The organism is Brevundimonas sp. (assembly GCF_036732845.1).
GTDB lineage: Bacteria > Pseudomonadota > Alphaproteobacteria > Caulobacterales > Caulobacteraceae > Brevundimonas.
The window spans coordinates 1-15153 of the sequence record NZ_DAINBO010000043.1; the positions used below are offsets into that span (position 1 = coordinate 1).

At 69.4% G+C, this 15153-nt stretch carries 14 protein-coding genes; 7 read left to right on the forward strand and 7 right to left on the reverse strand.

Going from position 1 to position 15153, the window contains the following annotated elements:
- The 4 genes from V7D63_RS11575 to lpdA all read left to right on the forward strand — a co-directional run.
- Nucleotides 1-668: alpha-ketoacid dehydrogenase subunit beta (locus V7D63_RS11575; RefSeq protein WP_333592433.1), on the forward strand; the 668-nt coding region annotated here is incomplete at its 5' end.
- 1 nt (nucleotide 669) lies between these two features.
- Complete coding sequence (locus V7D63_RS11580) at nucleotides 670-2358, forward strand: 2-oxo acid dehydrogenase subunit E2 (protein WP_333592434.1); 1689 nt, start codon at nucleotides 670-672, stop codon at nucleotides 2356-2358.
- A 148-nt stretch (nucleotides 2359-2506) separates the two neighbouring features.
- Nucleotides 2507-3673, forward strand: a complete 1167-nt coding sequence (locus V7D63_RS11585; RefSeq protein ID WP_333592435.1) for an alpha-hydroxy acid oxidase — start codon at nucleotides 2507-2509, stop codon at nucleotides 3671-3673.
- Nucleotides 3674-3722: 49 nt separating this feature from the next.
- Nucleotides 3723-5120, forward strand: a complete 1398-nt coding sequence (lpdA, locus tag V7D63_RS11590) for a dihydrolipoyl dehydrogenase (RefSeq protein WP_333592436.1) — start codon at nucleotides 3723-3725, stop codon at nucleotides 5118-5120.
- A gap of 4 nt (nucleotides 5121-5124) precedes the next feature.
- Here lpdA and V7D63_RS11595 read toward each other — a convergent pair whose 3' ends face one another.
- The 5 genes from V7D63_RS11595 to V7D63_RS11615 form a co-directional block, all read right to left on the reverse strand.
- The gene (locus V7D63_RS11595) at nucleotides 5125-6813 is read right to left on the reverse strand and encodes an ATP-binding protein (RefSeq protein ID WP_333592437.1); all 1689 of its coding nucleotides are present in this window, start codon (nucleotides 6811-6813) and stop codon (nucleotides 5125-5127) included.
- A 135-nt stretch (nucleotides 6814-6948) separates the two neighbouring features.
- The gene (gene thrS, locus V7D63_RS11600) at nucleotides 6949-8874 is read right to left on the reverse strand and encodes a threonine--tRNA ligase (protein ID WP_333592438.1); all 1926 of its coding nucleotides are present in this window, start codon (nucleotides 8872-8874) and stop codon (nucleotides 6949-6951) included.
- Nucleotides 8871-9125: a membrane protein insertion efficiency factor YidD gene (gene yidD, locus V7D63_RS11605; RefSeq protein WP_333592439.1), complete on the reverse strand. Its 255-nt coding sequence runs from the start codon at nucleotides 9123-9125 to the stop codon at nucleotides 8871-8873. Before yidD ends, thrS begins: the two co-directional genes overlap by 4 nt.
- 43 nt (nucleotides 9126-9168) lie before the next feature.
- Nucleotides 9169-9708 carry an iron-sulfur cluster assembly scaffold protein gene (locus V7D63_RS11610; protein ID WP_442882140.1) on the reverse strand — a complete coding sequence of 180 codons (540 nt, stop codon included), beginning with the start codon at nucleotides 9706-9708 and terminating at the stop codon, nucleotides 9169-9171.
- An 80-nt stretch (nucleotides 9709-9788) separates the two neighbouring features.
- Nucleotides 9789-10637 carry a tetratricopeptide repeat protein gene (locus V7D63_RS11615; protein ID WP_333592440.1) on the reverse strand — a complete coding sequence of 283 codons (849 nt, stop codon included), beginning with the start codon at nucleotides 10635-10637 and terminating at the stop codon, nucleotides 9789-9791.
- A gap of 90 nt (nucleotides 10638-10727) precedes the next feature.
- Here V7D63_RS11615 and V7D63_RS11620 point away from each other — a divergent pair, with 90 nt between their 5' ends.
- A complete protein-coding gene (locus V7D63_RS11620; protein WP_333592441.1) occupies nucleotides 10728-12134 on the forward strand; it encodes a leucyl aminopeptidase family protein in 1407 nt (468 codons plus the stop codon).
- A 16-nt stretch (nucleotides 12135-12150) separates the two neighbouring features.
- Here V7D63_RS11620 and V7D63_RS11625 read toward each other — a convergent pair whose 3' ends face one another.
- Nucleotides 12151-12651: a hypothetical protein gene (locus V7D63_RS11625; protein WP_333592442.1), complete on the reverse strand. Its 501-nt coding sequence runs from the start codon at nucleotides 12649-12651 to the stop codon at nucleotides 12151-12153.
- Nucleotides 12652-12827: 176 nt separating this feature from the next.
- Here V7D63_RS11625 and V7D63_RS11630 point away from each other — a divergent pair, with 176 nt between their 5' ends.
- Entirely contained in the window at nucleotides 12828-13685 is an 858-nt protein-coding gene (locus tag V7D63_RS11630) for a C40 family peptidase (protein WP_333592443.1), read from the forward strand.
- 309 nt (nucleotides 13686-13994) lie between these two features.
- Here the strand turns inward: V7D63_RS11630 and V7D63_RS11635 are convergent, their stop codons facing one another.
- The gene (locus V7D63_RS11635) at nucleotides 13995-14687 is read right to left on the reverse strand and encodes a c-type cytochrome (RefSeq protein WP_333592444.1); all 693 of its coding nucleotides are present in this window, start codon (nucleotides 14685-14687) and stop codon (nucleotides 13995-13997) included.
- Nucleotides 14688-14827: 140 nt separating this feature from the next.
- Here V7D63_RS11635 and V7D63_RS11640 point away from each other — a divergent pair.
- Nucleotides 14828-15153: cytidylyltransferase domain-containing protein (locus tag V7D63_RS11640; RefSeq protein ID WP_333592446.1), on the forward strand; the 326-nt coding region annotated here is incomplete at its 3' end.

Here is a 15153-nt window from a genome sequence, read left to right on the forward strand (position 1 = left end):
CCTATGGCGGCGGCATCTTCGGCGGCCAGACGCACAGCCAGTCGCCGGAAAGCCTTTTCACCCACATCTCAGGCCTGAAGGTCGTCATCCCGTCCAATCCCTATGACGCCAAGGGTCTGTTGACCGCCGCCATCGAGGACGACGATCCGGTCGTCTTCTTCGAGCCGAAGCGTCTGTACAACGGCCCGTTCGACGGCTGGCACGAAAAGCCGGTCTCACCGTGGAAGGCCCAGGACCTGGCTCAGGTGCCGACCGGCAAATACGTCGAGCCGCTGGGCAAGGCGCGGATCATGCGCGAGGGCGCCGACGTCACCGTCCTGGCCTACGGCACCATGGTCTGGGTGTCGCTGGCCGCCGCCGAACACGCGGGCGTCGACGCCGAGGTGATCGATCTGCGCTCGCTCGTGCCGCTGGACATCGAAGCCATCGAGGCCTCGGTCAAGAAGACCGGCCGCTGCGTCATCGTGCACGAGGCGCCCAAGACAAGCGGCTTCGGCGCCGAGCTGTCGGCCCTGGTCCAGGAGCGCTGCTTCTATCATCTGGAGGCGCCGATCGCGCGGGTGACGGGCTGGGACACCCCCTATCCGCACGCCTTCGAGTGGGAGTATTTCCCCGGTCCCGAACGGGTGGCCGACGCCTTGAAAGCCGTCATGAGCGGGGGTCGCTGAGATGGGTCGTTACGTCTTCAAACTGCCCGACGTGGGCGAGGGCACGGCCGAGGCCGAATTGGTCGGCTGGCACGTCAAGGTCGGGGACATGGTCGGCGAGGACCAGATCGTCGCCGACGTCATGACCGACAAGGCGACGGTGGAGATCACCTCGCCGGTCGGCGGCAAGGTCACGGTGCTGCACGGCGAACCCGGCCAGATGCTGGCCGTGCGCGGGCCGCTGGTCGAGTTCGAGGTCGAAGGCGCGGGCAATGCGTCGGCGGACGAACCGGTCCCGGCGCCCGCTCCGGCGCCCAAGGCCGAGGCCGCCCCGGCGCCCGCCGCCCAGCCCGAACCGGCCCCCGCCGCCGCGCCCGTCGCGGCCTCCGGCGCCAACTATGTCTTCAAACTGCCCGACGTCGGCGAAGGCACGGCCGAGGCCGAGCTGGTCGGCTGGCACGTCAAGGTCGGGGACGCCGTCTCCGAAGACCAGATCCTGGCCGACGTCATGACCGACAAGGCGACGGTGGAGATCACCTCTCCCGTCTCCGGCGTCGTCGTCGCCACTCACGGCGAGGCGGGCCAGCAGGTTCCGGTCGGCGGCCCCTTGGTCAGCTTCAAGGTCGAGGGCAAGGGCAATGTGGCTGAGGCGCCCGTGGCCGCCAGCCCCTCTACCGCTTCGCGGTCCCCCTCCCCGCAGGGCGGGGAGGAAAAACCCGCGCCATCCTCTCCTCCCCGTGAAACGGGGAGGGGGACCGGCGCAGCCGGTGGAGGGGCTGCGTCCGCGCGCACCATTCCCGAAGCCTTCACCACCCGCGTCGCCGGGCAGCGCCCCCTGGCCTCGCCCGCCGTGCGCCACCGCGCCCGCGATCTTGGGATCGAGCTGCAGTTCGTGCCCGGCTCGGGTCCCGCCGGACGCATCGAACACGGCGACCTCGACGCCTATGTCGCCTCCGGCGGGCGCGGTTCGCCCGTGGGCGGATCGACCGGCTCCGCCTATGCCCAGGCGCAAGGGACCACCGAGGTCCGCATCATCGGCCTGCGCCGCAAGATCGCGGAGAAGATGGCCGAGAGCGTGCGCCGCATCCCGCACATCACCTATGTCGAAGAGATCGACGTCACGGCCCTGGAAGAGCTGCGCGCCCATCTGAACGCCGAGGCGAAGAAGACCGGCAAGGCCAAGCTGAACCTGCTGCCCTTCATCGCCCGCGCCATCGTCGTGGCCCTGAGGGACCAGCCCCAGATCAATGCCACCTATGACGACGAGGCGGGCATTCTGACCCAGCACGCGCCGGTCCATCTGGGCATCGCCGCCCAGACGCCGAACGGCCTGATGGTGCCGGTGGTCCGCCACGCCGAGGCGCTGGACCCCTACGCCACGGCGGAAGAGATCGCCCGCGTCTCGGGCGCCGCCAAGGCGGGCACGGCCAAGCGCGAGGAGCTGTCGGGCTCGACCATCACCATCACCTCGCTGGGGACCCTGGGCGGCGTCGTCCACACCCCGATCATCAACCACCCCGAGGTCGCCATCGTCGGTCCCAACAAGATCCAGGAGCGGGTGGTGGTCAAGGACGGCCAGATGGTGGTCCGCAAGATGATGAACCTGTCTTCCAGCTTCGATCACCGCATCGTCGACGGCCACGACGCGGCGGTCTTCGTGCAGCGGATCAAGGGCCTGCTGGAGCACCCGGCGACGCTGTGGATGGGGTGAGGGCGGTGCGGCGCGCGCGCCCACGCGCACCGTTTTCGTCCTACTGATCCAGGCCCTCGCCGCCCGGGCGGCGGCGCCAGGACCCGTGGAACTGTTTCGTCTAACCGTGTTACTCTTGCAATGTTAGGCGTCCAGCAGGAGGGCGATCATGGACGAAGTGAGCATTGAAGAGCTGAAGGCGACTGCCGAACGCAACGTTCCAAAGGCGTTTTTCGATTATCTGCATTCCGGCAGTTGGTCGGAATCGACCAAGCGATCCAACCACGACGACCTTCAGGAAATCACCTTCCGTCAGCGGGTCGCCACCGACATGAGCAATCGCTCGCTGGCGACGACTATGGTCGGCGAGGCGGTCTCGATGCCGGTCGCGCTGGGACCGGTGGGCTTCACCGGGATGCAGCACGCCCGAGGCGAGATCCTGGCGGCCCAGGCGGCCGAGGCGGCGGGCGTTCCGTTCACCCTGTCGACCATGAGCATCTGTTCGATCGAGGACGTCGCCGAGGCGACAAGCCGTCCCTTCTGGTTCCAGCTCTATTTCATGAAGGACCGGGACTTCGTGGCGGACCTGCTCAAGCGGGCGCATGACGCCGGATGTTCGGCCCTTGTCGTCACCCTGGACTTGCAGATGGTCGGGGTCCGCTATTCCGCCTTCCATGACGGCATGGCGGGCGACGCCATCGGACCCAAGATCAAGTCGGCCCTCGAAATGGCGCTGCACCCCAAATGGGGCATCGAGATGCTGATGGGCGGCAAATACACCTTCGGCAACATCATCGGCCACACCAAGAGCATCAGCGGACTGGGCGATGTCGCCGGCTGGGTCGATGAACAGTTCGACCAACGCCTCAGCTTCAAGGACCTGGACTGGATCCGCAAACGCTGGGACCGAAAGATCATCCTGAAGGGGATCATCGACAAGGACGACGCCATCCTGGCGCGGGATTTCGGGGCCGACGCCATCATCGTGTCGAACCATGGCGGACGACAGTTGGACGGCGCCCCCTCGACGATTTCCGCGCTGGCGCCGATCGTCGACGCCATCGGCGGCGGCCGCACCGAGATCTTCATGGACAGCGGCATCCGCTCCGGTCAGGACGTGTTTCGCGCCATCGCCTCGGGCGCCAAGGGGACCCTGATCGGGCGGGCCTACAACTATGGTCTTGGCGCCCACGGCAAGGCTGGGGTGACCCGCGCGCTGGACATCATCCGCGATCAGTTGGATCGCACCATGGCCTTCTGCGGCGAGACCGACATCAATGATGTCGGACCCCACAATCTCTTTTCCTCGCCCTTCATGGAGCTGCCGAAGGGTTAGGGCGGTCTGGCGGGTTTCGCATCGGCCACGGCGCGGCTAGAACGCGGCCATGACCGAACAGATCAAAACCAAAGTCCTCATCATCGGCGCCGGGACCGGCGGCTATGTGGCGGGCATTCGTTGCGGCCAACTGGGGCTGGAGACCGTGCTGGTCGACGGCGGCGACGGCCTGGGCGGCACCTGTCTGAACGTCGGCTGCATCCCGTCCAAGGCGGTGATCCACGCGGCCAACAAGTTCGAGACCGTGGCCAAGGCGGCCAATGGCGGGACGCTGGGCATCACGGCGTCCAAGCCCTCTATCGACCTGAAACAGACGGTCGCGTGGAAGGACGGCGTCGTCAAGAAGCTGAACGCCGGGGTGGCGGGCTTGCTGAAGAAGGCCAAGGTCAAGGTCATCAAGGGCTGGGCGACGTTCAGCGACGCCAAGACCTGCACGGTCAAGACCGACGACGGCGAGATCACCATCAGCGCCGAACACGTCATCCTGGCCACGGGGTCCGAGCCGGTCGAACTGCCGTTCCTGCCGTTCGGCGGCGACGTCATCTCCTCGACCGAGGCCCTGTCGTTGGACAAGGTGCCGGGCAAGCTGGTGGTCGTCGGCGGCGGCTATATCGGGCTGGAACTCGGCATCGCCTTCCGCAAGCTCGGAGCGGAAGTGACCGTGGTCGAAATGGCCGAGCGCATCCTGCCGCTCTACGACAAGGCCCTGACCGATCCGGTGACCAAATGGCTGGAGAAGCACGGCGTCAAACTGCTGCTGGGGGCCAAGGCCGGGTCGTTCGAAAAGGGCCAGCTCAACGTCACGACCCGGGACGGCGAGGCGGTCAAGCTGGACGCCGACAAGGTGCTGGTCACCGTCGGCCGCCGCCCGCGCACGAAAGGCTGGGGGCTGGAGAACATGGGCGTGGCCATGGCCGGGCCGTTCGTGAAGATCGACGACCGCTGCGCGACCTCGATGAAGAACGTCTGGGCCATCGGCGACCTGACCGGCGAACCCATGTTGGCCCACAAGGGCAGCGCCCAGGGCGAGGTCGTGGCCGAAATCCTGGCCGGTCACGACAAGCGCTTCGATCCGGTGACCATCGCCGCCGTCTGTTTCACCGAGCCGGAGATCGTCTCGGCCGGCCTGGGACCGAACGACGTCGAGGGCCATGACGACGTGATCCAGGCGGTCTTCCCGTTGATGGCCATCGGCCGCGCCCTGGCCATCGAGGCGGGCGACGACGGCGGCTTCGTGCGGGTGCTGGCGTCCAAGACCGACCACCGCCTGCTGGGCGTCCAGGCCGTCGGCCAGCACGTGTCGGAACTGTCCAACAGCTTCGCCCAGATGCTGGAGATGGGCGCGGTGCTGGAAGACGTGGCCGGCGTCATCCACGTCCACCCGACCCTGGGCGAGGCCTTCCATGAGGCGTCGCTGCGCGCCCTGGGGCACGCCATCCACATCTGACGCTTCAGGCGGCCGCGCGGCCCGCCTGTGACGCCTCTATGGCCGTCAGCAGGGCCTGGATCTCGATCGGCTTGGCGACCGAATGGTCCATGCCGGCCTGGCGATACGCCTCGATCTGCTGGGTCATGACATTGGCGGTCAGGGCGATGATCGGCGTGCGCGTACGCGGCGCGTCGGCCTCTTCGGCCCGGATGGCGGCGGCGGCCGTCGGCCCGTCCATGACCGGCATCTGCACGTCCATCAGAATCAGGTCCCAGTCCCCCGCGCGCCACGCCTCGACCGCCTCGGCGCCGTTCTCGACCAGATGCGGCGTGATGCCGATCTGACCCAGCAACAGCGTCAGCACCTGGCGGTTCACGGGATGGTCCTCGGCGGCCAGGACGCGCAGGCCGCTGCCGTCGAAGGCGACGGCCGTCTCAATCCTCGTTTCAGGCCGTTCCAGGCCCGGCGCATTCTCGGCCCGGCGCAGCGGCAGGCGCGCCTCGAACACCAGGCCGTGCGGATCGGCGTGGCGGGCCTGGATCTCGCCGCCCATCAGCCGGGCCAGGTCGTCGCAGATCGACAGGCCCAGGCCGGTGCCGCCGTAACGGCGCGTCGTCGAGCCGTCGGCCTGGACGAATTTCTGGAACAGGCGCGGCAGTTGTTCGGGCGTCACGCCCGGTCCCGTATCGGCCACCGTCAGCACCAGCCCCGCGTCATCGGCGTCGGCGATCACCGAGACCCGGCCCCGCTCGGTGAATTTGACGGCGTTGGAGATCAGGTTCGCCAGGATCTGGCGCAGGCGCGTCGGGTCGCCGGTCCAGGCGCCGACGGCGGCCGGCGTGACCGAAACCTCGAACCCCAGCCCCTTGCCCTCGGCCAGGGCGCGGAAATTGGCCTGGGTCTGGTCGACCAGGGCGCCCAGGTCGAACCGCGTCTCCTCCAGCTCCAGCTTGCCGGCCTCGATCTTGGCCAGGTCCAGGATGTCGCCCAGGATGTGCAGCAGCGACCGGCCCGACTGGGTGATCACCGTCAGCCGCTCGCGTTGGCGCGTCGGAAGATCGTCGGCGGCCATGGCCTGGGCCATGCCCAGAATGCCGTTCAGCGGGGTGCGGATCTCGTGGCTCATGGTCGCCAGGAACCGGCTCTTGGCCTGGTTGGCCTCTTCGGCGTGGGCGCGGGCGGCCTCGGCCTCGCGGAACAGGCGGCTGATGTGGCTGAGGATCGTCAGGCCGACGAAGACCAGGAACACGCCCGCGAAGGTGATCTGCACCGTCTCGAACGTCGTCAGGCCCGCCCGCGCGGCGCCCACGGGCAACAGCATCAGATAGAAGGCCTGGGGGATCAGGGCGGTCGCCACCATGGTGCGCGAGCCGGGGCTGATCATCACCGCGTTGACGATGACCCCGCCCAGCACCATCGTGCCGCAGGCCACGCCGAGCAGGGAGCCGGACAGGATCTCGGCGGCGCCATAGGCGCTGAAGGCGACATTGTTCAGAAAGGTCTGAGCCAGGCACAGCCGCACGTACTGGCGTTGCGACAGACGCCGGGCGAGGGCGCCGTCGGGGTGCAGACGCCCTTCGATGACCTGAAGCAGGCCATAGACCGCCAGCCAGCCCAGGGCGAACGACCAGGACGTCAGCGGGAACGACACCGCGGCGATGACCGCGCCGATGACCAGCCGAGACCGCCATTGCCGCGAACGCCGGGCCATGGACTCGGCGATCCCACGAATCTCTGATTCCCGCATGACGCCTCCGACCGACAGATTGGTCGGTGCGCAAGCCGCCGTAAAGACGCGTCGATGCAAGCCGGAGGCGAAGGCCGCCGCCCGAAGACGGCGACCGCGTCAGGCCGGGCGCAGATCCGGCGGGGTGGCTTCGGCGGTCAGGGCGGCGATGGCCTCCTCGACCGTCAGCAGCTCCTGCGCCTGGCTGCCCAGACGACGCAGGGCGACCTTGCCCTCGGCGGCCTCGTTCCTGCCGACGACGGCGATGACCGGGACCTTGCCGACCGAGTGCTCGCGCACCTTGTAGCCGACCTTCTCGTTGCGCAGGTCGGTCTCGACGCGCAGACCGGCGGCGCGGAATTTGGCCGCCACTTCCTCCGCATACGGATCGGCGTCCGAGGTGATGGTCGCCACCACCGCCTGGACCGGCGCCAGCCATAGCGGGAAAGCCCCGGCGTAGTTCTCGATCATGATGCCGATGAAGCGTTCGAAACTGCCCAGGATGGCTCGATGCAGCATGACCGGCCGGTGCTTGGCGCCGTCCTCGCCGATATATTCCGCACCCAGACGATCAGGCAGGACATAGTCCAACTGGATCGTGCCGCAGGTCCATTCGCGGCCGATGGCGTCCTTGACCACGAAGTCCAGCTTGGGCGCGTAGAAGGCGCCGTCGCCCTCGGCGATGACCGGTTCGACCCCGGCGGCGCGGGCCGCCTCGGCCATCTGGGCCTCGGCCTTGTCCCAGAATTCGTCCGATCCGGCGCGCACCTCGGGCCGGGTGGCCAGGTTGATGTAGGCCGTCTCCATGCCCAGGTCGGCGTGAACGCTGCGGGCCAGTTCGATGAACCGGGTCGTCTCCTCGACGATCTGGTCCTCGCGGCAGAAGATGTGGGCGTCGTCCTGGGTGAAGCCGCGCACCCGCATCAGGCCGTGCAGGGCGCCCGACGGCTCATAGCGGTGGCAGGCCCCGAACTCGGCCATGCGCAGCGGCAGTTCGCGATACGACCGTTGGCCCTGGTCGAAAATCTGCACGTGGCCGGGGCAGTTCATCGGCTTGAGCGACAGGGTCTCGCCCTCGACCGTCTCGCAGACGAACATGTTCGGCCGGTATTTGTCCCAGTGGCCCGAGGCCTCCCAGAATTTGCGGTCCAGCACCTGGGGCGTCTTGACCTCGACGTATCCGGCGGCGGTCAGGCGGCGGCGCATATAGGCCTCGATCACCTGCCACAGGGTCCAGCCCTTGGGATGCCAGAAGACCATGCCCCGGCCCTCTTCCTGCATGTGGAAGAGTTCCATCTGGCGGCCGATCTTGCGGTGATCGCGTTTCTCGGCCTCCTCTAGACGCGTCAGATAGGCGTCCAGGTCGGCCTGGTTGGCCCAGGCCGTGGCGTAGATGCGCTGAAGCTGTTCGCGCTTGGAATCGCCGCGCCAATAGGCCCCGGCCACCTTGGTCAGCTTGAAGGCCTTGCCGACGAATTTGGTCGTCGGGAAATGCGGCCCGCGGCACAGGTCGGCCCAGTTCCCCGTACGATAGACGGTGATGGTCTCGCTCTCGGGCAGGTCGCGGATCAGTTCGGCCTTGAAGGTCTCGCCCTTGGCCTCGAACATTTTGATCGCTTCGTCGCGGCTCCAGACCTCGCGGACCAGTTTTTCGTCGCGGTCGACGATTTCGGCCATGCGCTTCTCGATGGCGGCGAAGTCGTCGGTCGAGAACGGCTCCTCGCGGAAGAAGTCGTAATAGAAGCCGTCCTCGATGGCCGGGCCGATGGTGACCTGGGTTCCGGGGAACAGCTCCTGCACCGCCTGGGCCAGGATGTGGGCGGCGTCGTGCCGAATGGTCTCCAGCGCCTCGGGGTCCTCGCGGGTCAGCAGGCGGAAGTCGCCGCCGATCTCCAGCGGCCGGTCCAGGTCGCGCTGCTCGCCGTTCAGTTCGACCAGCGCCACGCGCTTGGCCAGGCTGGGCGAGATGGAGGCTGCCACGTCGCGGCCCGTGGCCGTGGGCGGAAACTGGCGCACGGCGCCGTCGGGGAATTTCAGGTCGATCATCGGTCAGGTTTCTTCGTGGGCGGCGGCACCGGGTCGTATCCCGAACCGCCCCAAGGATGGCACTTACACAGGCGCCGCACGGTGAGCCATCCCCCCTTGACCGGCCCGTGCTGGATCAGGGCGTCGCGGCCGTAGTCCGAACAGGTGGGCAGGAACCGGCACGACTGGCCGAAAAAGGGGCTGAGCGTCAGCTTGTAGCCGCGATGGGCCAACCGCACGCCGCGTTCATAGAGGTTTCCGCCGGTGGCCATATCGGGCGCTTATCCCTTGCCTTGAGGGCGCGGGCAATGCCGATCAGGCCGTGCCGGCGCGTCGAGTTCGCGCGGCGTCGGGCGGCGTCTCGCCCGGAATCTCGTCCGACGGGGGCCAGCCCGGGACGCAACCGTCCAGCCGCGCCCGCAGGGCGTCCTCATGGGCCTTCAACAGGGCTTCGACCGCGACCAGGGTCGAGGCGTGGCGCGCCGGATAGTCCGCGACCAGCTTCAGGGCGCGCAGCCCCTCGAACCGGCCCTCGGGTCCGTCGCCGCCGTGTTTGAGCATCAACAGCATGTCGTCGCGCGCCTCGCGCACCTCGTCCAGGGTCGCGCCGACGGCGACCTCGCCGACGATGGCCGCCGCCGCCTGGCCCAGGGCGCAGGCCTTCACGTCCTGGGCGTAGTCGCTGATGCGGCGGTCGCCGTCGATGCGCACGTCGACGACGGCCCTGGACCCGCACAGTTTGGCGACCTGTTCGCCCGTGCCGTGCGGCAAATCCAGGCGACCCGCGCGCGGCATATTGGCCGCTAGCGACAGGATGCGCGCGCTGTAGAGGGCGTCGATCATGGGAGGCAACATAGGCGATCCTCCCACGCGGCGGGAGGGGGAGGCGGACAGAGGGCGTCCACCCTCCCCATCAAGGGGAGGGAGAAAGGGCGTTACTGCAGCGAACTCCACGTCCGCGCCGTCTCGGCCGGGGCGGCGGCGGCGGCCGTCTGGCCGCGCTGGCGCAGCCATTCCAGATTGCGGTCGGCGGCCTCGGGCGGCAGGTCGCGGCGCAGGATCTGCTCGGCCTCGGCCATCTTGCCTTGCAGGCCCAGCACCATGGCCAGGTTCAGCCGCGTCTTCAGCGTGGCGTCCGGCCGGGCGGCGGCGCGGCGCAACAGGGTCTCGGCCGAGGCCGCGTCGCCCGATCCGGCCAGGGCGACGGCGGCGTTGGCCAGGATGTCGGGATTGTCCGGCGACAGGCGCAGGCCTTCGTTCCAGGCGGTGCGGGCGTCGTCGGTGCGGCGCACCTGCTGATAGGCCACGCCCAGAAGCGACAGCGGCCGCCAGTCGTTCGGCGCCAGGCCGCGCGCCTTCTCCAGGCTGGCGATGCCGTAAAAGGCCTGGCCGCGCGCGATGTGGGCGCGCCCGACCTCCAGCAGGGCCTCGACATTGTCGGGTTGCAGCAGCAGCACCTGACCGGCGGCCTGGACGGCCTGGTCGTTGTTGCCGATCTCACGCAGCGCGCGCGACAGCTTGACCCCCGCCTCAGCGTCGGCGGGGTTGATCTCCTGCTGGGCGGCCCAGAAGACCGAGCGCGACAAGGGATCCATCCGGTCGTAGGCGGCGCGCTGCTCGGCGGTGGCGGGCGTGCGCGGAACGGCGGCCTGAGGCGGCGTCTGGACGGTTGTTTGGGCGGGCGTCTGGGGCGGCGCGGGCGTCGTCGCCTGCCGCGCCGCGGCCGGTGCGGCGATCAGCGTCAGCGCGGCGACGGTTGCGAGATGAAGGGCGGTGCGCGACATGGGGGGCGATCCTGACGATCCGTTCGGCGTTAAGAATCGCGCGGCGGCGTCAATCACTGGTTAACGACCTGAACCGACCGAGAGGCCGACATGAGCGCCCTGCACCCCGTCCTGATTCCCGCCGACGCGCCCGAGGCCGCCGCCGCCGTGCCCGTGCGCTTCGTCGTCGCCGACGGTCCGATCGCCGAGGCGGCCCAAGGCTGGGCCGGGCTGAACGGCTTCACCGGCAAGGCGGGGCAGTTGCTGCTGGTTCCCAAGGCCGGCCCTGGCGCCGATGGGGCGCTGGACCATGTGCTGGTCGGCGTGGGCAAGAGTTTCGACCCGATGTCGGCGCGCGGCCTGGCGGGCAAGCTGCCGACCGGCGTCTATCGGCTGGAGGCCGAGCCTGAGGCGGCGCGCAAGGCCGCCCTGGCCTTCGCCCTGGGGACCTATGTCTTCGACCGCTACAAGGACAAGTCCGACCGCCAGCGACCGCGTCTGGCCGCGCCCCAGGGACTGGATCTGGACGAGACCCTGCGCATCGCCGCCGCCTGCGAACTGGCGCGCGAGATGATCGACACGCCCGCCGCCGACATGGGACCGTTGCAGATCGAGACCATAGCCCGCGAAATCGCCGAGGCGCACAAGGCGGCCTTCGCCGTGACCACGGGCGACGCCCTGCTGGAGGCGAACTATCCGGTCGTTCACGCCGTCGGCCGCGCCGCCGCCCCGCATCGGGCGCCGCGCCTGATCGAGATCGGCTGGAACCTGGACAAGATCGACCTGCCCCTGGTGGCCCTGGTCGGCAAGGGGGTGGTGTTCGACACCGGCGGCCTGGACCTGAAGGCCGCCGTCGGCATGCGTCACATGAAGAAGGACATGGGCGGCGCCGCCCATGTGCTGGCCCTGGGCCGTCTGGTCATGCAGGCGGGTCTGCCGGTGCGGCTGGTCGTGCTGGTCGCCGCCGTCGAGAACGCCGTGTCGGGCGACGCCTTCCGGCCCGGCGACATCCTGACCAGCCGCAAGGGCCTGACCATCGAGATCGGCAATACGGACGCGGAGGGCCGCCTGATCCTGGCCGACGCCCTGACGCGGGCGTCCGAACACGCGCCGGACCTGACGCTGGACTACGCCACACTGACCGGGGCCGCCCGCATCGCGCTCGGACCCGAACTGCCGCCGCTGTACACCGACGACGAGACCCTGGCCGAGGGGCTGTTGGGCGCAGGCCTGGCCGAGGGCGACCCCCTGTGGCGGATGCCGCTGTGGCCCGGCTACAAGGCCGCGCTGGACAGCGAGATCGCCGACATCAAGAACGATTCGGCCGCCTGGGCGCAGGCGGGTTCGGTCACCGCCGCCCTGTTCCTGCAGAAGTTCGCGCCCGAGACCGGCGTCTGGGCGCACATGGACGTGTTCGGCTGGAACCCGCGCAGCCGCCCCGGCTGGCCCGAGGGGGCCGAGGTCTATGGCGTGCGCGCGGCCTACGCGATGTTGAAGGGGCGGTACGGCCGGGGATGATGTGAAGAGGGCGCCCTCAAGTAGCGAACGACTGCGTCGTGAGCGTTAGGGCCAGAAATAAAGCTGGTCGCGGCTCGGAATCGTCGGGACGGCGCGCTGGTTTGTGCGGGCGGCGCGGGCGTGAGGCGCGCACCGCCGTTCTGATCCGTCCCAGCGCCTGTGCGCCCTGGTCCAGCCATCGCCGCGCCTCCTGCGTCGTGGCCCGCCATCCTCGGCCCGAGATCACGGCCGCGGCGATGATTAGGGCGTCGATGAAGACGCCGACGTCGAACATCATGAACCAGGTCAGGGCTTCGGGCGCCATCATCCCGAACAGTCGCAGCCCCTCCATCTCGAACAGGACAACGGCCAGCACGCCCGCGAGGATCAGCGCGGTCCAGAAGACCGCCTTGCCGCGCGTGATCGCCGCCAGTTTTCGGGCCGGACGCTGAACCAGCGCTTCGCGCAGGGCGCGGCCGACGGCCGTGTCGGTCCAGGCCAGACCGGCCAGACACAGCAGCAGAAGTATCGGAATCATCGGGCGCCCTCCAGGTTTCCACGTGGCGCGTCGGCTACGGAATGCAAGACGTATTCCCTACAAGCCGTCATCCTCGGGCTTGACCCGAGGATGACAGGGGTATCACCGCCTCCGCCGTTAACGGGACTTTTGGGCCTTCGTGACAGGGTGCCGTCTCAACCGGACGAGCCTTTCGTTTGACCGACGTCTCCGCCCTGATCCCGCGACGCCCGCTGGCGCGCCCAGACCTGGCCGAACAGGCCGTCGAGGGCCTGCTGCGCGCCGAGACCTATCGCCCGACCACGGCGTTCCAGGTCGTCGTCGCCTCGGCCGAGGTGCGTGACGGACCGGACGGCCAGCGCATCAGCCAGGCCGTCTTCGGCGAGGCCTTCGACGTGCTGGAGAGCCGGGGACCGCGCGCCTGGGGCCGCGCCCGCCGCGACGGCGCGATCGGCTGGATCGACCGCTCGGCCCTGGGACCCGTCGCCCCGCCCGACGCCCGCGTCGCCCTGCCGCGCACGCCCGCGCGCCGCACCGCCTCGGCTGAGGCCGAGATCGCGCTGATGCTGCCGTGGAACGCCCTGGTCCAGACCCGCGCCCGCCGCGAGGGCTTCGTCGAGGTCGTCGGCGCCGGATGGGTCGATCAGGACGCCGTCGCCCCGTTCGGCGATTTCGAGACCGATCTGGCCACGGCCGCCGAACGCCTGCTGGGCACGCCGCACGTCCTGGGCGGGCGCGACGACCGGGGAACCGATTGCTCGGGTCTGGTGCTGCAGGCCCTGACCGCCTGCGGCCTGCCCGGCGCCCGCTATACGCCCGACCAGGTCGAACTGGGCCGGGCGGTCGATCCCGCCGAGGCGCGTCGCGGCGATCTGGTTCTGTGGCTGAAGCCGGACCTCAGGACCTGGGGCGGCCATTCCGCCGTCGTCCATGACGCCGACCATGTGATCCACGCCGCGGGCCATGCGCGGGCGGTGGTCATCGAGCCTCTGGCCGAGGCCGCCGCGCGCTATGCCGCCGACGGATTCGCGCCGCCGGTGTTCCGACGGGTCTGAACCGCTAGGGCGCTCTCCTGCCGATGCGCGGCGGATGCGGTCTGGCGGCGACATGGACGAAACAATTCACATTGACCGTCGGCGGGTCTCCCCCACCGCCTCCCCGGCGAATGCCGGGGTCCAGATCCAGACTCGATCTCGGGGCGGGCCTGGGCCAATCGTCGGCAAGCGACGGAGATTTTCCATCTGGACCCCGGCATTCGCCGGGAAAACGGAGATAACCCAATCGCCGCCGCCTTACGGGAGCGCGGCCAACAAAAAGGGCGGCCCTCGCGAGCCGCCCTTTTCGTTTTCGACCGTGACGTTCGCTCAGTGAGCGGCGGGAGCCGGAGCCGGAGCCGCCGCCGGAGCCGGAGCGCCCGCGGCCGGGGCGGGAGCCGCACCCTCGGCGGCCGGTGCGGCGCCGTCGGCCGGAGCCGCGCCTTCGGCCGGAGCCGCCGCGCCCGGCTGGCGGGCCGGATCGGGCGCCGGAATGGCCAGCGACGACCCCTGCGAGCGCAGATAGGCGATCAGGTTGATGCGGGTCTGTTCGTCCCGGATGCCGGCGAAGGACATCTTGGTGCCCGGCACATAGCGGCCCGGCGCGGTCAGGAAGTGGTCGATCTGGTCATAGCCCCAGGTGGGGGCCTCGGCCTTGTGCGCGGCCATGGCGTCCGAATAGGCGAAGCCGGCGCGGTGCATCACCGGCCCGCCCAGCACGCCCCACAGATTCGGGCCGATGCCGTCGGCGCCGCCCGAAGCGATGTTGTGGCAGGCCTGGCAGCGCGCGAAGGCCGCTTCACCGGCGGCGACGTCGGCGGTCGGCAGCACCGTGCCCCAGTCGATGGGCAGGGCCGCCGCGGCGGCGCCGGCGTCCGCTTTCGGCGCATCGACGAAATAGCCCATCTTTTCGGGCGGTTTCGTCTGATAGACCGCCGCCGTGACCTGTTGCAGGCCGACGATGACGAAGGCGGTCGCCAATCCGGCGCCGAGAATCTTGTTCCACTTCAGATCGCCGCTCATCGCGTCGTCGCATCCCTGTCAAAGCCCGGCCGAAGCGGGCGCATCCTTGCGTGGGCGTCTCTTACACGCTAGCGCCGCCTTCGCAACCGGCCCGAGCGTTCCAAGGGTCGTGAAGGAGCGAACGGCCCATGTCCGCAACGCTGAATCCCCTGGTCTTGATCCCCGCGCGGATGGCCGCCACGCGCCTGCCGAACAAGCCTCTGGCCGATATCGGCGGCAAGCCGATGATCGTGCGCGCCTATCAGGCGGCGGCCGCTTCGGGCCTGCCGGTCGCCGTCGCGGCGGGCGATGCCGAGATCGTCGAGGCGGTTCAGGCGGCGGGCGGCCGCGCCGTGCTGACCGATCCGGCCCTGCCCAGCGGCTCGGACCGCATCATGGCCGCGCTGGAGGCCCTGGACCCCGACGGCCGCCATGACGCCGTCATCAATCTGCAAGGCGACATGCCCTTCGCCCCGCCGTCGATCGC